This window comes from Corynebacterium intestinale (genome assembly GCF_023574125.1).
GTDB lineage: Bacteria > Actinomycetota > Actinomycetes > Mycobacteriales > Mycobacteriaceae > Corynebacterium > Corynebacterium hesseae.
In genome coordinates this window covers 1-20,434 of sequence record NZ_JAMKFF010000012.1, presented here as the reverse complement: position 1 = coordinate 20,434, position 20,434 = coordinate 1, and the positions used below count along the sequence as shown (strand labels likewise).

The 20,434-nt window shown below is 61.5% G+C and carries 18 protein-coding genes and 1 other RNA gene; 15 read left to right on the top strand and 4 right to left on the bottom strand.

The genetic code is table 11. The annotated features are described in order from the left end of the window. Positions 1-64: 64 nt before the first annotated feature. From M5J06_RS11545 to M5J06_RS11525, 5 genes are all read left to right on the top strand, one after another. Positions 65-913, top strand: a complete 849-nt coding sequence (locus M5J06_RS11545; RefSeq protein ID WP_070519725.1) for a Nif3-like dinuclear metal center hexameric protein — start codon at positions 65-67, stop codon at positions 911-913. Beyond that, a complete protein-coding gene (locus M5J06_RS11540; protein ID WP_070519727.1) occupies positions 914-1,630 on the top strand; it encodes a zinc ribbon domain-containing protein in 717 nt (238 codons plus the stop codon). Continuing rightward, the gene (locus M5J06_RS11535; protein ID WP_250224711.1) at positions 1,627-2,808 is read left to right on the top strand and encodes a bifunctional RNase H/acid phosphatase; all 1,182 of its coding nucleotides are present in this window, start codon (positions 1,627-1,629) and stop codon (positions 2,806-2,808) included. The genes M5J06_RS11540 and M5J06_RS11535 overlap by 4 nt, the downstream gene beginning before the upstream one ends. Before the next feature lie 15 nt (positions 2,809-2,823). Then, positions 2,824-3,257: RNase P RNA component class A (rnpB, locus tag M5J06_RS11530), an RNA gene on the top strand. Between the two features lie 36 nt (positions 3,258-3,293). Further along, positions 3,294-4,697 carry an RNB domain-containing ribonuclease gene (locus M5J06_RS11525; RefSeq protein ID WP_250224710.1) on the top strand — a complete coding sequence of 468 codons (1,404 nt, stop codon included), beginning with the start codon at positions 3,294-3,296 and terminating at the stop codon, positions 4,695-4,697. On the opposite strand, the gene M5J06_RS11520 is transcribed toward M5J06_RS11525, so the two are convergent. Then, positions 4,694-5,965 (bottom strand): galactokinase family protein, encoded by a 1,272-nt coding sequence (locus M5J06_RS11520; RefSeq protein ID WP_250224709.1) that lies wholly within the window; start codon positions 5,963-5,965, stop codon positions 4,694-4,696. The two genes, M5J06_RS11525 and M5J06_RS11520, sit on opposite strands and share 4 nt — an antisense overlap. Before the next feature lie 146 nt (positions 5,966-6,111). Here M5J06_RS11520 and M5J06_RS11515 point away from each other — a divergent pair, with 146 nt between their 5' ends. Continuing rightward, positions 6,112-6,300 (top strand): hypothetical protein, encoded by a 189-nt coding sequence (locus M5J06_RS11515; RefSeq protein ID WP_070519735.1) that lies wholly within the window; start codon positions 6,112-6,114, stop codon positions 6,298-6,300. 124 nt (positions 6,301-6,424) lie between these two features. Here the strand turns inward: M5J06_RS11515 and M5J06_RS11510 are convergent, their stop codons facing one another. Next, positions 6,425-8,149 carry a CYTH and CHAD domain-containing protein gene (locus M5J06_RS11510; protein ID WP_070623325.1) on the bottom strand — a complete coding sequence of 575 codons (1,725 nt, stop codon included), beginning with the start codon at positions 8,147-8,149 and terminating at the stop codon, positions 6,425-6,427. A gap of 110 nt (positions 8,150-8,259) precedes the next feature. Continuing rightward, complete coding sequence (locus M5J06_RS11505; protein ID WP_230310853.1) at positions 8,260-9,123, bottom strand: DUF2786 domain-containing protein; 864 nt, start codon at positions 9,121-9,123, stop codon at positions 8,260-8,262. A gap of 411 nt (positions 9,124-9,534) precedes the next feature. On the opposite strand from M5J06_RS11505, the gene M5J06_RS11500 reads away from it, so the two are divergent. From M5J06_RS11500 to M5J06_RS11485, 4 genes are all read left to right on the top strand, one after another. After that, entirely contained in the window at positions 9,535-10,872 is a 1,338-nt protein-coding gene (locus M5J06_RS11500; RefSeq protein ID WP_070519741.1) for a glutamine synthetase family protein, read from the top strand. A gap of 7 nt (positions 10,873-10,879) precedes the next feature. Then, entirely contained in the window at positions 10,880-13,939 is a 3,060-nt protein-coding gene (locus M5J06_RS11495) for a bifunctional [glutamine synthetase] adenylyltransferase/[glutamine synthetase]-adenylyl-L-tyrosine phosphorylase (protein ID WP_250224708.1), read from the top strand. 175 nt (positions 13,940-14,114) lie between these two features. Then, positions 14,115-14,432 carry a Cgl2226 family protein gene (locus M5J06_RS11490; RefSeq protein WP_070519746.1) on the top strand — a complete coding sequence of 106 codons (318 nt, stop codon included), beginning with the start codon at positions 14,115-14,117 and terminating at the stop codon, positions 14,430-14,432. A 34-nt stretch (positions 14,433-14,466) separates the two neighbouring features. Continuing rightward, positions 14,467-14,898, top strand: a complete 432-nt coding sequence (locus M5J06_RS11485; protein WP_227485674.1) for a hypothetical protein — start codon at positions 14,467-14,469, stop codon at positions 14,896-14,898. 309 nt (positions 14,899-15,207) lie between these two features. Here M5J06_RS11485 and M5J06_RS11480 read toward each other — a convergent pair whose 3' ends face one another. Continuing rightward, positions 15,208-16,509 (bottom strand): MFS transporter, encoded by a 1,302-nt coding sequence (locus M5J06_RS11480; RefSeq protein WP_250224707.1) that lies wholly within the window; start codon positions 16,507-16,509, stop codon positions 15,208-15,210. 38 nt (positions 16,510-16,547) lie between these two features. Here M5J06_RS11480 and thrC point away from each other — a divergent pair, with 38 nt between their 5' ends. From thrC to M5J06_RS11455, 5 genes are all read left to right on the top strand, one after another. Beyond that, entirely contained in the window at positions 16,548-17,993 is a 1,446-nt protein-coding gene (gene thrC / locus M5J06_RS11475) for a threonine synthase (protein ID WP_250224706.1), read from the top strand. 4 nt (positions 17,994-17,997) lie between these two features. Continuing rightward, positions 17,998-18,150 (top strand): hypothetical protein, encoded by a 153-nt coding sequence (locus tag M5J06_RS11470; protein ID WP_168165060.1) that lies wholly within the window; start codon positions 17,998-18,000, stop codon positions 18,148-18,150. A gap of 61 nt (positions 18,151-18,211) precedes the next feature. Continuing rightward, positions 18,212-18,991: a trypsin-like serine protease gene (locus M5J06_RS11465; protein ID WP_230310854.1), complete on the top strand. Its 780-nt coding sequence runs from the start codon at positions 18,212-18,214 to the stop codon at positions 18,989-18,991. A gap of 17 nt (positions 18,992-19,008) precedes the next feature. Next, a complete protein-coding gene (locus tag M5J06_RS11460) occupies positions 19,009-19,539 on the top strand; it encodes an NUDIX hydrolase (protein ID WP_070623311.1) in 531 nt (176 codons plus the stop codon). 131 nt (positions 19,540-19,670) lie between these two features. Beyond that, on the top strand, positions 19,671-20,252 hold the full coding sequence (locus M5J06_RS11455; protein WP_250224705.1) for an META domain-containing protein: 582 nt from the start codon (positions 19,671-19,673) through the stop codon (positions 20,250-20,252). The last annotated feature ends 182 nt before the right edge of the window (positions 20,253-20,434 follow it).

Genomic DNA, 20,434 nt, shown 5'->3' with positions numbered 1-20,434 from the left:
GAAAGCTAGGATATAGCAGCGACGCGACTGACGTGAAACCTCAAGCCAACAAGGAGCATACGAGATGGCAGAACGAACGACCGTTGGCGAGATCCGCCGCGTAATCCACGAGGCCTATCCGCCGCAGCTGGCCGAGTCCTGGGATGCCGTTGGCCTGGTGTGCGGCGACCCCACAGACGAGGTGAGCACCGTGGCCTTCGCTCTGGACTGCACCCAGGAAGTGGCAGACAAAGCCGTGGAGCTCGGCGCGCAGATGCTCGTGGTGCATCACCCGCTGCTGCTTCGCGGGGTGACCTCGGTGGCGGCGGATACGCCGAAGGGCAAGGTCATCCACACTCTGATACGCAATGGCGTGGCCCTGTTGGCCGCGCACACCAACGCGGATAAGGCCCGCCCGGGTGTCAACGACAAGCTGGCTGAGCTCGTCGGTATCACGCCCGGCCGCCCCATCGTCCCGGTGGAGCCCTATGAGAACCTCGACGAGGCCTTAGGGCTAGGGCGCGTGGGCGAGCTTGAGCAGCCGGTGACTCTGCGCGAATTCACCCAGCGCGTGGCCGATGCCCTTCCGGAAACCGAATGGGGAGTGCGCGCGGCCGGCGATCCGGAGCGCATGGTGAAGAAAGTTGCCGTCTCCAGTGGCTCGGGGGATTCCTTCCTGGACCACGCGGCGGCTCTCGGCGTGGACGTCTACGTCACCTCCGATTTGCGCCACCACCCAGTGGATGAGCACCTGCGCGCCGCGCACCTGGCGGAGCCGGAGGGCCCGGCCGTGGTGGATACCGCTCACTGGGCCAGCGAGTTTCCCTGGACTGCCCAAGCGCGCGATATTGTGGAGGACGCATTGCGCGTGAACACCGAGATCATCGATGTCCGCACCGACCCATGGACGATTTCTGCGCATAAGGAGAACTAAATGAAACTGCCACAGGACCTGCAGAGCATCTTGCTGGAGCTGGCCACCCTCGAGCGCTCCCAGGCGCTAGGTGGGGCAACCACCATCCCGGAGCAAGAGGAGTACGAGAAGGCCCAGGCCGCACACGCCCGGCTTGTCGACGCCTCCGGCTCCGCCCAGCTCGCCGTCGACGACATGGAACTGGAGATCTTGCGCATTCAGGCTGACGAGCGCAAGCTGCGTCAGCGCGAGCGCGATGACAAGGCGCAGCTTGGTGCTGCGACCGACCCAGAGACCCGCAAGGACCTGGAGCACGATCTCTACGCTGCAAAGTCCCGCATCGCGGATCTTATGAGCGAGCTACAGGAAGCCCATAACGAAATCCACGCACTGCGCGCCAACCTTGATGTTCACGGCGCGAAGGTCTCCGATTCCGAGCGTAAACTCGAAGTACTCAAGCGCGCGGCCGAGGCCGCCCAAGAGGCCGCGGCGAACCGCCCGGATCCGCAGGTGCGCATCGGCGAGCTGCGCGAGCAGCTGCCCGCGGATGTCCTGGAGGAGTACGAGACCGTGCGCGAAGAAAACGGCGTGGGCGCTGCGGCCTTCACCGGGCGTGGTTGCGGTGGTTGCTTCATCGTGCTGCCGCCGGCCGAGCAGAACGCGGTGCGCAACGCTGCTGCCGACGAGGTTCCGCAGTGCAGCGACTGCGGCTCCTACCTGGTGCGCCCGGCCTCATGAAGCTAGTCATCTTTGCTGACGGCGGCTCCCGCGGCAATCCCGGGATCGCCGGCTCCGGAACTGCGGTCTATAACGAGGACCGCTCGCAGCTGCTCAGGGAAATCGCTTACGTCGTGGGCCAGAAGTCCACGAATAACGTGGCCGAATACCACGGGTTGCTGCGCGGTTTGGAGGCCGCGGTGGAGCTGGGCGCGGATGAGGTGGAGTTCTATATGGACTCCAAGCTCGTGGTGGAGCAGATGAACGGGCGCTGGAAGATCAAGCACCCGGATATGCAGAAGCTCGCCATCGAGGCGCGCCGCCTGCTCAACCAGATTCCGCGCTTCAGCCTCGAGTGGGTTCCGCGCGCCAAGAACTCGGTGGCCGATGAGCTCTCCAACGTGGCGATGGACGCCGCCGCGAAGGGCGAGCCCGTGGGCATCCTCGATATGGGTGCCGGCGACGCCGTTGAAACCGGCGCCGCTGTCGATGCTGCGGGCAGTGAAGAACCCGGCGGGGAGGCAGGGGAGACGTCGCCAAGCACGGCGTCTTCAACCGCGGCCGACTGGCGCTCCGAGACCGGACAGTCCACCCGCTTCATCCTGCTGCGCCACGGGCAGACGGCGATGTCCGCCGCCAAGCAGTACTCCGGGCGTGCAAACCCCGAGCTGACCGAGCTGGGCAAGAAGCAAGCGCTCGCCGCTGCCCAAGCCCTGGCCGATACCCACATCGATGCCGTGGTGTGCTCGCCGCTGCGCCGCTGTCAGCAGACGGCTGCCGCCGTGGTTAAGGGCCGTGAGCTGCGCGTGGAAACCGTCGAGGACCTCATCGAGGTGGACTTCGGGCGCTGGGAAGGCAAGACCTTCGCCGAAGCCGATGCCGCCGACCCCGAGCTCCACGCGCGTTGGCTGAAGGATACGTCCGTGGCCTGCCCGGGTGGCGAGTCCCTGCGCGCAGTGCACCGCCGCGTCAGTGCTGCGCGCCGCGAGCTGCAGCAGCGCTATGCAGAGCAGACTGTCCTCGTGGTCTCCCACGTCAACCCCATCAAGTCCTTCGTGCGCCAAGCACTCGATTCCGGACCGCAAACGCCCAACCACCTCTTCCTTGAGCTGGCTTCCTTGAGTGAGGTCGAGTTCTTCGACGGCGGTAGCACCCTGCACCGTTTCAACGATGTGGGGCATCTGGGCGCGCTGCGATAAACTAACAGGCGCGAATGAGCCGACCGGGCAAACGCGTTCCGTCGAACCGGCCCCATTATGGAGCTAGGCGCGGGCCGAGGAAAGTCCGGACTCCACAGAGCACGGTGGTTGCTAACAGCAACCCGGGGTGACCCGCGGGAAAGTGCAACAGAAAGTAGACCGCCGCGTGCCTCCACTGCGTTTCGGCGCGGCGAAAGGGAAGCGGTAAGGGTGAAAGGGTGCGGTAAGAGCGCACCAGCACCGTCAGCGATGGCGGTGGCTGGGTAAACCCCACTGGGAGCAAGGCATCACGGCCCGCCACGCTTGCGGGCCCGATCAGGCGTTAGTAGGTTGCTCGCCGAAGCCTGAAGGTAGCTGCTTGAGCCAACTGGCAACGGTTGGCCTGGATGGATGTTTGCCACCGCGCCACGCGCGCGGCACAGAATCCGGCTTATAGGTTGGCTCATTCGCACCCACGCTTTTATTTTTTGGAACAATGGGGCAGCATGAAACTGTATGCCGCGCCCTTGGACTTTCGGCCCATCGCCGAGGAATTTTCCGTTCCGACAGACTTCCCGGAGGACGTCACCGCACAGGCCGCCTCCGCGCAGGACCGCTATGCCGAACAGCGCCGCGATGCCCGCGACATCCCGCTGGTGACCATCGACCCGGCCGGCTCCATGGACTTGGACCAGGCCGTCTTCATCGAGGCGCGCGATGGCGGCTACCGCGTGCTCTATGCCATCGCGGATGTCGCCGCGTTCATCGAACCGGGCTCCGCGCTGGAGCAGGAATCCCTCAAGCGCGGCCAGACCATTTACCTGCCCGATGAGCCGGCGCGGCTGCACCCGGCAGAGCTCTCCGAAGATAGGGCTTCGCTGCTTGCCGACGTCGACCGCCCCGCCGTCCTCTGGACCTTTGACCTTGACTCCGCGGGTGAGGTGGAGGACTTCTCTGTGGAGCGCGCGCTCGTGCGCAGCCACGCGCGGCTGGACTACGACCAAGTGCACGCCGACTTGGAGAAGGGCACGCTGCATTCCTCCATCGCCTTGCTGCCGGAGGTGGGAAAGCTGCGCCAGGCTTCCTCGCTGCGCCGCGAGGCGATCAACTTGCGCATTCCCTCGCAGCGCGTATCCGAAAGCAGCGATGGGGAGAAAGGCCACTACGAGCTGGTCATGGAGCCGCGTCATGAGGTGATGGACTATAACTCGGAGATTTCCTTGCTCACCGGGATGTGCGCGGGGCGGCTGATGGAATCACATGGAGTTGGTTTCCTGCGCACCCTATCGGCGGCCACCCCGGAGGCTGAGGCCACCTTCCGCTCTGAGGCGGAGGCGCTGGGGTTTGACCTGGGGGAGCGCAGCATCTCTGAATTCCTGCATTCCGTGGATGCGGATTCACCGCGCGGGATGGCGGTGATGCGCGAGGCCCAGCGTTTACTTCGTGGTGCTGACTACGTGTGGCTGGAGGATGGCCAGGCGGACGTGCACGCGGGAATCGGCGGCTACTATGCGCACGTGACGGCCCCGCTGCGGCGTCTAGTTGACCGCTTCGCCACGGAGGTCTGCTTGGCGCTCAGCGGCGGCTACGAGGTTCCGCAGTGGGTGCGTGAGCGCGCCGGGGATGTCATTTCCACGATGCGCTCGACATCGCAGCTGGCCTCCCAGGTGGATAAGGCCTGTTTGAACCTTACGGAGGCGACGGTCTTGGCGCCGTGGGTAGGCACTAACTTCGAAGCCGTGGTGGTCGATGGCGGGGAACAGCGCGAGAAGGCGCGCCTCTTCGTCTTGGACCCGCCGGTGATGGGGCAGGCCGTGGGGCACCCGGAGACCGGCAAGGAGACGATGGTGTCCTTGGTCAAGGCCGACGTTGAGGAGCGCGATGTGCTCTTCGCGTGGCCGGCGGACTAGTCCTCGGTGATTGCTGGGCTTCCGGCAGTAAGCGGGACGACAAGCAGGCCGTCCTCGGCCAAGTCGGCCGCAAAGTTTGTGGCCTTGGTGCTCGGCACGTAGGCGATGACCGCGGAGGACGTGCCCGCGTGGGCGGAGCGTGCCGCTGCGGCGCCGCGCGCGGTGGCCAGCTGCGCGAGTTTCTCCGCGGAGCTGAATTCATACACGGTGGACAAGGCTGACTGCGACTGTGTGAGGAGCGGGAAAAGCTCGGTGCCGCGGCGCGAGCGCAAAGCGCGGGCAACTCCTTCGGCGCGCTCGGTTTCCTCTGAGTAGAAGGTCAGCCACGCGGTGGCTTGCGCGATGGTCGGCTGATTCTCGGTGCCGTGCACCTTGTGGACAGCGGCGAGCCACTCGAGGACGCGTTGGGGTGCATCCGGCAACAGGCGCAGCGAAGGCGTGCCGAAGGCGCGGCAGGCGGCGTCGATGAAACGCTCGCGGGTGCGAATTTCTGCGACGGCTTCTAGGGAATCGGCGTCACTTGGCACGGCCAGCGCGAAGGCTGCGATGTCTTTGTTGACCATGTGCGGTGCCTGGGTGACGGAGCCGTCGGCGTAGTCGATGATGGTGATGGACTCACCAGCGCCGCGCAGGGCGGCGGAGTGGCGGGCGCGCAGCGCAGGGAATCGGGCGAAGGTGCCAACTGCTTGGGAACACACCTCCGCGATACGGGCACGCAGCGGGGCATCGTGCAGATCATCCGCGTTGCCGAGCAACGCCAGCGCTGTGGCAATGTCGATGGCTGCGGCGGCGCCGAGTCCAGTTGAATCGGGGATGTCGTTGACCACGGTGATATCGGCGCCGGCGGTCTCGCGGGTAAGGAGCTGGCGGTTGATCATGGTGTAGATGATGCCGCCGAGGCGCGCGGCGATGGCCCCTTCGGGTGCAGGGGGTTCGATGGGCTGGCCTTCGGAATCGACGCTGGGCTGTTGCTCCGCGGCGAGGGAAGAGACCTGCTCGAGGGAAATTTGGTCTTCGATGGTTTCGCCGTTGGTGTGCTCTAGGCGAACCTTGACCAGTCCGTCGCTGCGGGGGCTGACAGCTGCTGCCGCGCGGATGTTGGCCAGGCCCATGATGGCGATGCCGCCGTAGTGATCGATGTGCTCGCCGATGAGTGCCCAGGTGGCAGGGGCGCTAGCAACATGAGCTGCATCAGCGCCCACGTTCTCGCGGTGTGCGGCGCGAACGCGGTCGACGGCCGGGGTCGAAGGGGCAGTCCACAGGGGCATCGGGAAGGTTCTCCTTTGCTGGTGGCGAAAGCCTGCCTAAAAGAAAAGGCAGGAGTAGGTGACCAATCTATTCTAACGGGCAAGGCCCGCGGGCGGTCTGTAGTGTGGGGTGCACTGATTACTTGCCCGACAGAACGGAGAAAACTATGGCTGAGGCTGACAACAAGTGGTTCTACGACCCGTCTACCGGCGAGGTATCCCAGGGAAAGGTGTCCGGCTGGGAGAACCGCATGGGCCCCTACAATTCCCGCGAGGAAGCCGAGCGCGCTATTGAAATCGCGCAAGCCCGCACCGCCGCGGCTGATGCTGAGGATGCCGCCGAAGACGATAACTAAACGCCTCATGGCCGGCCATGAAGCGGCTACGAAAAGCTCGGGCCCACACCACCGCAAGTAGGCGATGGTGTGGGCCGTTGTGGTGACTGCACAACTACGCAGCCACGCAGGATGAGCCGGCGGCCTAGCGCAGCTTCTTGCGCAGTGGCTTAAACGCGGACTTGATGGCCTTAAAGCTGTCCGAGTAGGCGTTGAGTGCTTCCAACCCGATGACGCGCTCGCGCTGGTAGAGCAGACCATAGCCGAAGGTATCCTCGCCACGCCGGCGTGCGGTTTCTGCCAATTCGAGCAACTTATCGCGAGATGTCACGGAATCCTGGAAGTCTCCCAAGACAGATTGCATCTGCTTGCAGGCCTTGTAGAGGTTCTTGGTCTTTAGCGTGGTGGCTGAACCAGCTGCCTCAGCTGCATAGCGCAGTTTCTTTGCGGCCTTGCGCATATCGTGGAAGTACTCTTCACGCTCATGCAGCGTCAGCTCGGTGTTATCCCAGTTGGAGATAGCCTTCTTGTGGCGCTTGACCAGCTTGTCATAGGCCTGCTTGAGGTGCAGCGCCATCACCGTGTCAAGATCGTGGGACTCTTCTTCATCACGTTTGGCGTGCTTCGGCGCATAGTCCTTCGCTGCCTCCTGCTGCTCAGATAGTTCAGCGGAAGCTGTGGCAGCGGAATCAGATTCCACCGCACCGTTGTCCCCGGCGCTGGTGTCTTCGTCAACCGAAGCATCCTCGGCGGCGACTGGCGGGTTGGAAAGGAATGCGTCGAGCGCATCGAGCAGAGCCAGGTACTGGTCAGAATCGAGAGCAGCGATGACACGACGATGCGCGCGGCGGTAAGCGCGGCCCATATCGTGCGCGATGTGTTCGCGGGTGGCTTCATCAAGCACATCGGAGTCCTCGGAGGCGAGGAGATTCTGCCAGCGCTCTTCCACGACCTCGGCGTCACGAGCAACGCCAAGCATGGCCGCAAGCTCCTTGAGATCGGACTCTAGGCGCTTGATCTCCGGGCCCACGACAATGCCGTGGAAGGTTTGAAGGTGGCTGCGCAATTCGCGGGTAGCAACGCGCATTTGGTGCACGGAATCCCATTCATCACGGCGTACCCGCGGATCAAACTCGACGAGCTTATCCCGATTAGCTCGCAGTGCCTCCACGACTGCCGCCGCAGGGGATCCGGGCTCGACGTTAGACGTTGCGAGTGCTGGGGGAAGCTCGACATTGTTGATGGACTGCCCCAATGCTGACTTCAGCTTGGACGGTGAGGAGGAAACCCGCGCACCAGAACTGATCAACAGGGAAGTGGCATGCCGCAGTAGCGCGCTGCCCTCCTTCGTACCGGGCAGTTCTCCTGCGAGCTCTACTTCCCACTCGCGCCACGTGCTCTGAGAGCCACCTGGTAGGAAAGAGAATGCGGTGACATGGTCATCGCAGAACTCAGCGACAGGCTGCTCGTCCGCGTTTACGAGGAGCAACTCGGTGCGGTTGTTGTCCACTTGTGCAATGGGTTCAAGCGGGTGGTTACGGATCACCGAACGAACCTGGTGGAGGAGCTCGGCAGGGACTTCGTACTTGCCGTCGACGGGGTCACCGAGTTCGGCTCGGATTTCGGTACGACCTTCCGCGCCGGGAATTTTGATATGCCAGCCATCGTCATTTCCACCGGTGCGGCGTCGCAGCGTGATCTTCGCGTGAGTAAGACGGAGATCCTCAGTGTCGTAGTAAATCGCCGACAACGAGTGGTGGCGAGTTTCTGCGACTCGGGCTACCTCATCGAGGCGGGCGAGATCTGGTACCGGGGTGGTTTCATCCACGGCGAACTTGGCTTCGATTTCAAGAAACGTCTTTGGAGACATGTACACACCTTCGTCGGGGAGCGAAATGATAAAAGAAGAGGTATAAAACCTCTGCACTGCCTTCTAGGTTACCTGGCTAATAGTGCAAATGTGCCAACCCTTGCTGGTCCTTAACCGGTGAGTTGGCGGCGCCCACCCAGGCCCGAGGAATCACCACCCAAGTGGGAATTCTCCGCGGCAGTTGCACCTGCGGACATTCCTGCATGGTTCCTCATTGCTAAGGAGATGGTTCGCGAATCAGGGAAGAGGTGATCAGCTAAAGCTTCTGCCTTATGTCTGCGTATTTCCACCGCTGATAAAGATCGCTGAGCGAGGGCTACGTCGTTTTTCCTTTTGGCGTTGCTGCCCGCAGCCGAGTCTGTCTGTTTCTCGTCGTGAGGCGCCAATGAGGCGTTCGCTTCCTCCAAAAGCTCCCCAATGCGGGTGGCGTAGGCCAAAATGAAGCTTCGGCGAAACGACGCTACATTGCCGAGTAATCGCGCGTTGTCGGCAGCCTCCCCATGAGTCATGTGCCATTCGCACTGCCGCAGGAGGGAAGCGAACAGGTCGCTGACATGATCAATGTCCGCCTCGGCGCCAAAGACGGTGATGATTCCCTTGGGGTGAAGCTTGAGGACGGTGCATCCATTGCGATCTGCGATGACGCTAAGAAGCGTGGTTTTGTGGTTGATATAGGGCGCACTGATATGGATGCGTGTGGACATCACCGTGTCCGGGGATTCGGCCAGTGCCTCATCGAGACGGTGCCGTTGTTGAAGGCTCTGTGCTTTGGCAATGAGCGCACTGGCTTCCTCTTCATAAGGAGTGGATTCAGCCTTTCGCAGAAGCTGGGTGATCTTGTTGCGGATCCGATTCTCTTTGCTGTCTTGGCTTGCCCGAGAACTAGTTTTCTCTGCTGCGAGCACGTCAACGTCACGCAGTGGGGGCAGAGCGGAAGTAGCGTCAATGAGCCGTATGAGGTCATCGGTCGACATAGTCATCGAGTTAGGTGGGGAGACGCTTAACCATTCCTTGCGCAGCACAGTAGAACTAATTTGCGCGGGAATATGAGCAGCGGCACGATAAATAAGAGGGTGGCAAAAGCTGCCTAGGACGTGGAGTAAGTCCTTAGGTGACCATCCTTGACTGGCCGCTTGGCAAATGAGCTCGAGTCCTCGTGCGCTTAAGGTTCCGTGGTGGTTGTTCATAGCTGTTCCTGTTCCGTTTGTATGGGTACATCTGTTCGGTTGTGGGGCCATTCAAGCACGTGAAGTTGACATCTGGCCTAAGAATCGAAAAAAGTTGCCCCCGAGATACTCTTGTCAACTGGGGGAATAGTTGGCGGGGCGGGGGCAAAAGATGCAACTCCCGCCGTTACTTGGGCCCGCGGCGGTAGGGTTTAGAACATGAACAGCCAACACGAATTCGTCCTTCGTACAGTTGAAGAACGCGATATCCGCTTCATTCGCCTTTGGTTTACTGACATCTTGGGGGCGCTGAAATCGGTGGTAATGAGCCCTTCAGAGTTGGAATCTGCCTTCGAGGAAGGTGTTGGCTTCGATGGTTCCTCGGTGGAAGGGTTCTCCCGCATCTCAGAGGCAGACACCATCGCTATGCCCGACCCTTCAACCTTCCAAATCATGCCCTTTGACAAGGAAGAACCAGAGCTTCTTTCGGCGCGCATGTTCTGTGACATTACCCAGCCCGATGGGCAACCTTCCCTGGTGGACCCACGCCACATTCTGCGCCGTCAGGTTACTGAGGCTGCCAATGAAGGGTTTACGTGCAAGGCTTCTCCTGAGATTGAGTTTTATCTCTTGGAAGACGCCCGCGATATCAATACCCTGATTGCCACCGATAACGGAGGCTACTTCGACCAAGCCACGCACGATAACGCCCCGAGTTTCCGGCGCCGGTCGATGTACGCGCTGGAATCCATGGGCATTGCCACGGAATTCAGCCACCATGAAACCTCACCTGGGCAGCAGGAAATCGATCTACGCCATGCCGACGTGCTGTCCATGGCAGACAACATCATGACTTTCCGCTACCTCATTAAAGAGGTTGCCTCCCAGCAAGGAGTGCACGCCACATTCATGCCGAAGCCATTTGAGCATCGCTCTGGCTCGGGCATGCATACCCACTTGAGCCTTTTCGAGGGAGATTCCAACGCTTTCCACGACCCCGACGATGAGATTTCACTTTCCAGTACGGGGCGGCAGTTTATCGCCGGCATCCTTGAGCACGCTGTGGAAATGACCGCAATTACCAACCAGTGGACCAACTCCTACAAGCGCTTGATGTTTGGCAGCGAAGCCCCGGGATCAGTGACGTGGGGAATCTCCAACCGTTCGGCTTTGGTTCGAGTTCCTACCTATCGTCTTTCCAAAGAAATGTCGCGCCGCGTTGAAATCCGTTCACTAGATTCAGCGATGAACCCCTACCTGGGCTACGCGGTGTTGCTTGCCGCTGGCCTGCGCGGAATCAGGGAAGGCTATGAGCTTGGTGATCCCGCTGAGGATGACGTCCATCAGCTGACCCGTCGTGAGCGCCGCGCGATGGGGTACAAGGATCTGCCAAGCAGCTTGGACCAGGCACTCCGTGAATTCGAGCGCTCTGAGTTTATGGCGGAAGTCCTAGGAGAGCACGTCTTTGAGTACTTCCTGCGCGCCAAGTGGGATGAGTGGCACGAGTATCAGCAGCAGATCACCGCATTCGAGTTGCGCAACAACCTGAATTTCTAGGAGAAGCATGCGACCAGCATCTGTACCGTCCCCGGCAACTCTTGGCCTTACCCGGCCAACTGCTGCGGAGGACTTGTCCCGCCTTGGGTGGGATAATCCTGAGTCTCTCGAGCTGCTGTGGACCCTGGCCGCAGCCGGTGATCCCGATATGGCCCTCAATACGTTAATGAGGATCATCGAGTCAGCGCCTGAGATTGGCCCGGCGATGCGTGAGGACGAAACCTTCCGGGTACGGTTGATGGCCCTGTTGGGCGGCTCCTCTGCGTTTGGTGATCACCTTGCCGCCCACCCAGAGACCTGGCGCGAGCTCCAGCGCCCGCTGCCGACTCCCACGGAAATGCTGCACACCTTGTTGGAAGAGGTAGGCGCGGAACCGGCAACGTACGCCGAGCCGCCCACTCGTCCTGATACCGCGAGCCCCGATCTGACCTCTCCCGGTACATACCGGGCGGCTCTTGGCGACCACAAGGCATCGCTCAAGGTGGCTTACCGGACGCTCATGATGCGCATCGCCGCTCATGACCTCGCAGGGACTTTCCATTCGCGCAAGGGACAGTCACGGCCGCAGCCGCGGGTGGGCTTCCGTGAAATCACGCGGCTGACGACGGCCCTCGCTGACGCCTCCTTGACGGCAGCGCTCGCGGGTGCGGTCCGAGTGGTCTACGAGGATCAGCCACTCGATGCGCAGCTGGCAGTCATCGCGATGGGCAAGTGCGGTGCGGGCGAGTTGAACTACATCTCCGACGTGGACGTGATCTTCGTGGGCTCGGAGGCTACGCCACGGATCACCCGTCTCGCGTCAGAATTCAATCGAATCGGCTCGGCGTGCTTCTTTGAGGTTGACGCCAACCTGCGCCCAGAAGGCAAATCTGGTGCGCTGGTCCGAACACTGGATTCGCACGTGGCCTACTACAAGCGGTGGGCGGAAACGTGGGAATTCCAAGCCCAACTAAAGGCGCGGCCGCAGACCGGCTACCTGCCCTTGGGCACGGACTATCTCGACCAGATTGGGCCCATGGTGTGGACTGCATCGCAGAGGGAATCCTTCGTGGAAGACGTCCAGGCTATGCGCCGTCGAGTACTGGACAACGTCCCGGAAGATATGCGCCTTCGCGAACTCAAACTCGGTGAAGGCGGTTTGCGGGACGTGGAATTCGCCGTCCAACTGTTGCAATTGGTTCATGGCCGCTCAGATGAATCGCTGCGCACGCTGGCGACGGTCGATGCCCTCGCAGCGCTCGTGCGCGCCGGGTATGTCGGACGCGAAGACGGCACCCAGCTCATCGAGGCTTATGAGTTTCTTCGCTTGCTCGAGCACCGCCTCCAGTTGGAGCGCTTCCGCCGTACCCACACATTGCCGGAAAAAGATGACCTCACGGCGCTGACGTGGCTGGCCATCAATTCAGGATTTCACCCACAGGGGCATCAATCAGCAGCGGATCGGATGAACGCCCACCTACGGAAGATTCGCCTACTCATCTCTGAGCTGCACTCGCGCTTGTTCTACCGCCCGCTGTTGAATTCCGTGGCGTCGATGTCTGCTGATGAGCTCAAATTGTCGCGCGAAGCAGCGCTTTTGCAGCTGGCGGCACTTGGCTATCGCCACCCAGATCGTGCCTTCGAGCACCTCACCTCCCTGGCGGCTGGGCAGTCGCGCAAGGCCCGTATCCAGGCCATCCTGCTGCCGACGTTGATGGAGTGGCTCTCAAACACGGCCGATCCAGACATGGGCCTGCTGAATTATCGCAAGCTGTCGGAAGCGGCCTACGACCGAACGTGGTTCCTGCGCATGCTTCGCGACGAAGGCGTCGTCGGCCAGCGCCTCATGAAGATTTTGGGCACCTCGCCATTTACATCGGAGCTCATTATCCGCGCGCCGGACGTCGTCAAGCAGCTCTCCGATGGTGCGGCAGGGCCCAAGCTATTGGAAACCAAACCGGCGCAAGTTTCCTCCGCCTTGATTAATTCCACCAAGCGTCACGCGGACCCTGACAAAGCCGTGTCGGTAGCCCGAGCCCTTCGCCGCGCGGAGCTGGCGCGGATCGCTGCCGCGGATCTGCTGGGATTCTTACCGGTCCAGCAGGTGTGCTTTGAGCTGTCCACCATCTGGAATGCAGTGCTGGAAGCCGCGCTGCGCGCCGAAGTCAGGGCCTGGAGGCTGGAGAACGATGACGCCGAACCACCAGCCCGCATCGCCGTGATTGGAATGGGGCGGCTCGGCGGCATGGAGCTGGGCTTTGGCTCGGACGCCGATGTCATCGTGGTGGCCGAGCCAACGGAAGACAATGCCGAAGAGGAAGCCCTGCCGTGGGCAATTGGCATTATCGAGAAACTGCGCCGCCGTTTGGCAAAACCATCAGGGGATCCGCCCCTGGACGTCGATTTGGGCTTGCGCCCAGAGGGTCGGTCGGGAGCAGTTGTGCGCTCGATCGAGTCCTATGAGCGTTATTACTCGCAGTGGGGCGAACCCTGGGAGATGCAGGCACTACTCCGCGCGGCTTTCGTGGCGGGGGACAAAGACGTCGGGCAACGTTTCCTCACCATGGTGGATGCCTTCCGCTATCCACCGCAGGGCGTAAGCGAGAAGACCATCCGCGATATCCGCAGAATGAAAGCGCGCGTTGATAACGAGCGTTTGCCGCGCGGCGCTGACCGCAATACCCATACCAAGCTGGGGCGCGGCGGGTTGACCGATATCGAATGGACCGTCCAGCTGCTGCAGATGATGCATGCTCACGACGTGCCGGCGCTCCATGATCCTTCCACACTGCGCGTTCTCGACGCCCTCGAGGAGAGCGAGGTCATTCCAGTCCAACAAGTGCAGGAGCTGCGAGAGGCCTGGCTGTTGGCCACCGATGCCCGCAACGCCCTGGTATTGGTGCGTGGCAAGCGTGTGGACCAGCTTCCGGCACCGGGCCCTCAACTGGCGCAGGTGGCTGGTGCGGCCGGCTGGGCGCCCGAGCGCAACCAACAATTCCTAGAGCACTACCTCAAAGTCACCCGGCACGCCCGGAAGGTAGTCGACGAGGTGTTTTGGGGTGAGACTGAGTCATTCGAGCACGATTAGTAGAGCACAGCGTGGGCAGGTGTTTATCCTCCCTGACCCGCACCCTGAGTTAACCCGGAGCTATCCCTGAACTAAACGCACGCCCCTGTTCAATCAGGTGATAAGCCGTTAGCCTTAGACAGCAGTGAGCGGCACTTGCCCCGCGCCCTTTAAGGAGCCCGAAAAGGAGAACACCATGAGCCTTAATCTTTCTCTCGATCTCAATGCTGCCACGCTGGCTGATCTCGATGCATTCTTGTCCGCCGCCCGAGCCGCCGGGTGCGATCCCGCCGCCGCGCTGAGCGTGGAGGGGACGGTGATGCGGTTGGACGTCGACAAGCCCCGCGTTGTCCCTCCTGAGCCGAAGCCAGAGACCCCACGCCGCAGCAGCCTTGATCGCTCCGTAGCGGAATCAACAATCCGGTCCATCATTGATGCGCTGTCCGAGCGCCTGGATTCGCCGCATCCCCCGCGCGGTACCTCTTTTGGGACCTTTGGTCCTGGCGCGGATTAAGCCGGCGGTGTGAGAAAAGTCTAAGGTTGTGGCCGTGAAGTCCAAGCAGTTTATCGCCGTGTGGGTCCTCGTTGTGATCGCAGTCATCACCGCCGTCGGCGCAGGCTGGTGGGCCACAGAGCGGCACCAGGTGCCGGAGGGCGCGCTGACCGTGGAGCAGGTGGTCAACGGTGGCGTCCCGCAGGATCAGTCGGTTGATGTTCAGCTCGACCCTGCTGAAAACGACCGCATTGTTTCGCTGGCAGAGGCACTGGGGATCCCGTCGGAGTCGGTTCCTCGCGGCCTCTTGTCGGTGGCATCGGACAGGTACCGCTCCCGCCAGATCCTCGAGACTGATCTCAAGAAGGCCGTGGAGGCGGGTGCAATTACGAAAGATGATGCGAAGGGTGTGCTCGCCGCCTTCGACGCCGGGGTCGTCGCCCCGGTGGATGGCCCGATTCTCGTGGAATCGACCCCGGCCGAATAGCCCGATGAACTAGCCCGGCTGGGGTGCCGGCGCGAATACACAGGGACTGGCAGGTGATACGCAGTCAACGGGGATCTGCCTGGCAGCCGCGGATCTTAAGCTCACACGCACAGATAACGAATCGATAAAGGTTGGTGCGTTGAGGTGGAGAAACAACGAAAACTACGCGAGCTGCTCAGAACCGCCCTGGGGGTGAGCATTGCCGTCCTCGTTCCGATTGGCGGTGGGCTCGGGGTCTTCGAAGTGGCCAATTCGGTACCCCTTGAGGCGGCGTTAAGCGCCGCGGCCCTTCATTAGCCCAGCCCTGAACTAACCAACCTGCACGATGGTGACGTGCGGGCCGCCGTCCTCGCCGCGGCCGCGCAGGATGTGCGTGATGAGAACACCCACGATGCCAATGCACCACACGCCAAAGACTGCCCAGGCGGCGAGCCGGAAGTCATGGAAGGGGTAGTCAGGCCCATTGCCCAAGTGATCGAGAACCATGCCGACGAGCTGGGCGCCGATGACCGTGGCGATGAAGCCTCCCATATTGGCCAGGCCCGTCGCCGTGGCGACGACAGTGCGGTCGAGGTTTTCACGGACAATGTCGAAACCGTAATTTGCCACCGGTGTGCACAGGGCTACCAGGCTGATGAGGATGAACAGCGAGAGATAGCTGCCACCGAAGAGGAAGAACAAGGCCCACACCGCGCAGTGGGTAGCCACAAACCCTAAGGCGAGCCACGGGCGGAAACCGCTGGCCCTGGAGGAAAGCTTGCCGTGCAGTGGGCCGACGAGCACCATGCACACGCTAAACCACGTCAGGATCCAGCCGGCGCTAGTCTTAGAAAAATCCATGCCTGCAGTCATCAGCGGCACGCCCCATAGCATGACGAACACGTTGGTGGCCCCTAGGCCGATCCAGTGAATAAAGAATGCCTGCCAGGCTACGGGGGAACGGAAAACGGTGGATAACAGCGCTGCTGTGCTTTCCGGCTTCGCGTTAGGTTTTTCTTTCGGCTTGGGCACGATGCCGAGGGATTCTGGGGAATCAGCCACCGCCACCGCGGCCGCAACGGCGATGAGGATGCCCACCGCACCCAAGCTAACGAAGGCCATGGTCCACCCGCCCCAGCCCAGCAGCATGGCGAAAGGAAGGGCGGACAAGAACTGACCCAGCTGCCCAAGCGACGAGGTGACCTGAGTGAACATGGGGGTGCGGTGCAGCGGGAACCAGTAGGGGAGAATACGCATCACAGACAGGAAGGCGGTGGCATCGCCCGCGCCGATGAGCAGGCGGGCGGCGATGGCTACCCAATAATTGCTGGTGAAGCCAAGGAGTACCTGACCCACGCCCATGATGACGGAACCAATGACGAGCAGGCGCCGCGGCCCGAACTTATCGATGAGCATCCCGGTAGGGATCTGCGCCAGCGAATAGATACCCAATTGCACCGCGGTGAACACGGCAATGCGGGAGGCGTCGACCTCGAAGCGATCGATGGCTTCGAGGCCCGCCACGCCAAATGACGTGCGGCCGGTCATCGCCACGATATAGACCAACACCGCAGCCACCCACACAGAGAGAGCCTTCGTGGTAATTACATTGCGTGGATGAGGAACCGACATGGCTGATACTTTACGCGTCACCAACTAAGATGCAGGGGGTGAAGTACATTTCGACCCGCGATACCGCCCGCCAGCCCGCCGCCTTTACGGATATCCTCCTTGGAGGCTTGGCCCCTGATGGTGGCCTTTACCTGCCGGAAACCTATCCCCGCATTGATGACGCCACCCTTACCCAGTGGCGCCAGACCTTGGCTGAGGGCGGCTACGCGGCCTTGGCCGCGGAGGTGCTCAAGCTCTTCGTGGACGATATTCCTGCAGAGGACCTTGAGGGGATTGCCCAGCGCGCCTACACCTCCCCGAAGTTCGACGATGAGGAAATCGTCCCCGTCAGCGAACTGGGGGAGGGCCTCTACATTGGCCACCTCTCTGAAGGGCCGACGGCCGCCTTCAAGGACATGGCCATGCAAATGTTGGGCGAGCTCTTCGAATACGAGCTGGCCCGCCGTGGCGAGACCCTCAACATCTTGGGCGCTACCTCGGGCGACACCGGTTCTTCGGCGGAGTACGCCATGCGCGGGCGCAAAGGCATCCGCGTCTTCATGCTGACCCCGGCCGGGCGCATGACGCCCTTCCAGCAAGCCCAGATGTTTGGCCTGGATGACCCGAATATCTGCAATATCGCCCTCGACGGCGTGTTTGATGATTGCCAGGATGTGGTCAAGGCGGTATCGGCCGACGCTAACTTCAAGGCAGAAAACCGCATCGGCGCGGTCAACTCCATTAACTGGGCCCGCCTCATGGCGCAGGTGGTCTACTACATCAACTGCTACCTCAAGGTCACCACGGAGAACACCGAGAAGGTCTCCTTCAGCGTGCCCACCGGCAACTTCGGTGATATCTGTGCCGGACACATCGCCCGTCAGATGGGCCTGCCCATCGACAAACTCATCGTCGCAACCAATGAGAATGACGTGCTCGATGAGTTCTTCCGCACGGGCAGCTACCGCCCGCGTTCCTCGGAGCAGACGTACAAAACGTCCTCGCCGTCGATGGATATTTCCCGCGCCTCGAACTTCGAGCGCTTCGCTTTTGACCTGCTTGGCCGCGATGCCGCACAAATCAAGGATCTGTTTGGCACGAAGGTGAAGGAAGGCGGGTTCAACGTCGACAAGCAGGCGCTCGACGCTGCCCGCGCCGAGTACGGCTTCCTGTCTGGTTCCTCGACCCACGCCGACCGCCTTGCCATCATTAAGGATGTCCACGAGCGCTACAGCGTGCTGGTGGATCCGCACACTGCCGACGGCATCAAGGTTGCCCGCGCAGTTAAGGATGAGTTCGGCGTTGACACTCCCATCGTGTGCCTAGAAACCGCGCTTCCGGTGAAGTTCGCGGAGACCATCGCGGAAGCCATCGGCAGCGAGCCGGAGGTGCCGGAGCGTTTCGCCGGAATCCTGGAAGCCGAGCGCCACGTCACCGATCTGCCCAACGATGCGGTGGCGGTGAAGGATTACATCACGCAATACATCAAGAGCACGGAGGTTTAAGCCAATGGCACAGGAACAATTCTCGGGTCCGGAGTACTTCACCGAGTTTGACCCGGAGAAGTTCATCCGTGACATGAAGCAGGTCGCTGAGATGGAGAAGGAAAACAAGGATCAAAAGGCGGACCCGGGTGAGGCTGCATCCGCTCAGGAGGACTAGGCCTTACCTTCTGGTGGTGCTCAGCGCGACTGCGCTGGCAGTGGCTGGATGCTCAATGCCTATGGGGGTTGACTCCGTTCCCGAAGCTGCCTCGAGCACGTCCGAGTACACCACGATTTCACCGGCCCCGCCGCAGACGCATACGCCCGATGCCTCCCCGGTGCCGCCGGGCGCGGCGCTCGACATCTCTGCTATGCAGCCCGTTCCCGGCGAAGCCTTTGACTTCAACCTCTGCACGGTGGCGTGGAGCTTCGTGCTTGACGACGCCCGTACCATCGCTGTCACCGCCTCCCATTGCGGTGAGCCAGGGGATACGGTGTGGGCGGGCGCTGAGGATAGGGAATTCGTGTACCCAGCGGAGCCCGTCGGCACCATCATCTATTCCGATCTCAGCTCACCTGACACACACCAGCTCGACTTCGCTTTGGTGGAGATCACGCGGCAGGCGGAGTTTTATGTCCCGCAGGACATGCCTACCAGCGTGGTCGCTGCGGGGCAGGAGGAGCTTCCGGATGAGGTGTGCAAGCTGGGGCGCATCACGGGAGAGACGTGCGGACCGCTAACGCATGGAGAAAGCCACGGGAAACTTCAGTTTGGCGACCGAACGTTGGACACCGTCTCGGCGAGTGCCCGAGTCTGTTCCACGCATGGTGATTCCGGGGCGCCGGTCTTTGGCGCGCCGGGCAGCCCCTTTGAAGGCGTGATCGTCGGGGTTCTGTCAGGGACGACGGAAGCCGCGGCACGTAGTCAGGGCTGCATCGATGGGTCTGAGGCGGAGATGTCCTTTACCGCTGCCTCCGACATCGAGGCACTCCTGCCGGAGATTCTGGAGCGGGTTTAGGCGCTAAGATTAAACCCATGCCGACTCCTGATTTTATTGTGTCCCTGCGTGAGAAGATTGGTCACGAGCAGCTCTTCCTTCCCAGCGTGACCGCGGTTATTGTGCGGGCGGTTCCTACCGGTTCTGCGATATGGGAGCTGCCTTCCGTGCTGCTGGCCCAACGAGCCGACAACGGCACATGGGCTCCCATCTCCGGTATTTGTGAGCCTGGCGAGGAAGTCACGACGACCGCGTTGCGTGAGCTCAAGGAAGAGGTGGGTCTCGACGGCCGTATCGAAGCGCTCCTCGGCGTCGGTCAGGTGGGCCCAGTGGTCTGTCCCAATGGGGATAAGTGCATCTACATGGATACCTCCATCCGTGTCTCCGTTCCGGATGATGCGGAGCCGGTCGTCTCCGACGAAGAGAACCTTGCCGCGCAGTGGTTCTCGGTGGCGCAGATGCCGACGTCTGTCAGCGCGCGCCATCGCATGATCATCGGGGACGCCGTGGCGCAGATGAAACATCCGCAGGGCTTCCGTCCGCGGATGGGCTACGTTAAGCGCAACTAAAAAACCCAGTTCAGGGGTCTTTTCTTTGAGGTTTGTCCGTGGGCTGGGAATCGTTGGAGTTACCGCACAGTATCATCAGAAACGCATGAAGTGGGTTGATGTTGCCGTTGGTGCTCGATAGCTTCGGGGTCATGATTTCACGCACACTGAAGAAAGTAACCACTGCAACCGCGTTCGTCGCCCTCGCGGGCGGCGTCCTGGGTGCCGGTACTGCCGGTGCGCAGGAACCATCCTCCGCTGACTCCGTGAAGTCCAGCCAGATTCAGGAGCTGAGCTCGCGCCTGTTCGGTGACTCCTTCTCGTCCTCCACGAAGCCGGAAGCTCCGCAAGGCTCTGGCTTGATTGAGAAGTATGAAGACATCGACGGCCTGCAGGACAAGCTGCCCGCTGATGAGGCGCAGAAGGTTCTCAACGGTACCTTCACTGCCAAGAAGAACCCGGCGATTTCCGTGACCTTCAATGACGACGGAACGCTGACCTACAACGATGGCTGCAATTCCGGTGGCGGCAGCTACAAGCTTGATCAGGCCGATGCCATCGTGGTGGAGAACCTGACCTCCACGATGCGTGCTTGCTCCCCTGAAGAGATGGCCGATGCCGATGCGCTCAACACCATCCTCACCGCCAAGCCAGTCGTTATCCCCGTGGAGGGCAACACCTTCGCGCTGGGCAGCCAGGGCCAGGCCATCCAGTTCACCAAGGCTGAAAACTAAAGCCTGATAAACACGCTGACAGCGTGCACTGCGGAGCTAGTTCGAGATTGGGCTAGCTCTGTTATGTCCATGGGCTTTTTGGACACGGAGTCCAGTAACTTTTTGGGCTAGGAGTCCAATGACTTTTTGGACGTGGAGTCTCCCTGCTTTTTGGGCAGGGAGTCTTTGGTGTTTTTGGACAG

Bases quoted from the DNA above. Each gene is read 5' to 3' on its own strand.
- M5J06_RS11455 (WP_250224705.1), top strand. From the start codon at position 19,671: ATGATTTCACGCACACTGAAGAAAGTAACCACTGCAACCGCGTTCGTC.
- M5J06_RS11505 (WP_230310853.1), bottom strand. From the start codon at position 9,123: ATGTCGACCGATGACCTCATACGGCTCATTGACGCTACTTCCGCTCTG.
- M5J06_RS11465 (WP_230310854.1), top strand. From the start codon at position 18,212: ATGGGGGTTGACTCCGTTCCCGAAGCTGCCTCGAGCACGTCCGAGTAC.
- M5J06_RS11520 (WP_250224709.1), bottom strand. From the start codon at position 5,965: ATGCCCCTGTGGACTGCCCCTTCGACCCCGGCCGTCGACCGCGTTCGC.
- M5J06_RS11545 (WP_070519725.1), top strand. From the start codon at position 65: ATGGCAGAACGAACGACCGTTGGCGAGATCCGCCGCGTAATCCACGAG.
- M5J06_RS11535 (WP_250224711.1), top strand. From the start codon at position 1,627: ATGAAGCTAGTCATCTTTGCTGACGGCGGCTCCCGCGGCAATCCCGGG.
- M5J06_RS11480 (WP_250224707.1), bottom strand. From the start codon at position 16,509: ATGTCGGTTCCTCATCCACGCAATGTAATTACCACGAAGGCTCTCTCT.
- M5J06_RS11495 (WP_250224708.1), top strand. From the start codon at position 10,880: ATGCGACCAGCATCTGTACCGTCCCCGGCAACTCTTGGCCTTACCCGG.
- M5J06_RS11500 (WP_070519741.1), top strand. From the start codon at position 9,535: ATGAACAGCCAACACGAATTCGTCCTTCGTACAGTTGAAGAACGCGAT.
- M5J06_RS11510 (WP_070623325.1), bottom strand. From the start codon at position 8,149: ATGTCTCCAAAGACGTTTCTTGAAATCGAAGCCAAGTTCGCCGTGGAT.
- M5J06_RS11525 (WP_250224710.1), top strand. From the start codon at position 3,294: ATGAAACTGTATGCCGCGCCCTTGGACTTTCGGCCCATCGCCGAGGAA.
- M5J06_RS11470 (WP_168165060.1), top strand. From the start codon at position 17,998: ATGGCACAGGAACAATTCTCGGGTCCGGAGTACTTCACCGAGTTTGAC.
- M5J06_RS11490 (WP_070519746.1), top strand. From the start codon at position 14,115: ATGAGCCTTAATCTTTCTCTCGATCTCAATGCTGCCACGCTGGCTGAT.
- M5J06_RS11515 (WP_070519735.1), top strand. From the start codon at position 6,112: ATGGCTGAGGCTGACAACAAGTGGTTCTACGACCCGTCTACCGGCGAG.
- M5J06_RS11540 (WP_070519727.1), top strand. From the start codon at position 914: ATGAAACTGCCACAGGACCTGCAGAGCATCTTGCTGGAGCTGGCCACC.
- M5J06_RS11460 (WP_070623311.1), top strand. From the start codon at position 19,009: ATGCCGACTCCTGATTTTATTGTGTCCCTGCGTGAGAAGATTGGTCAC.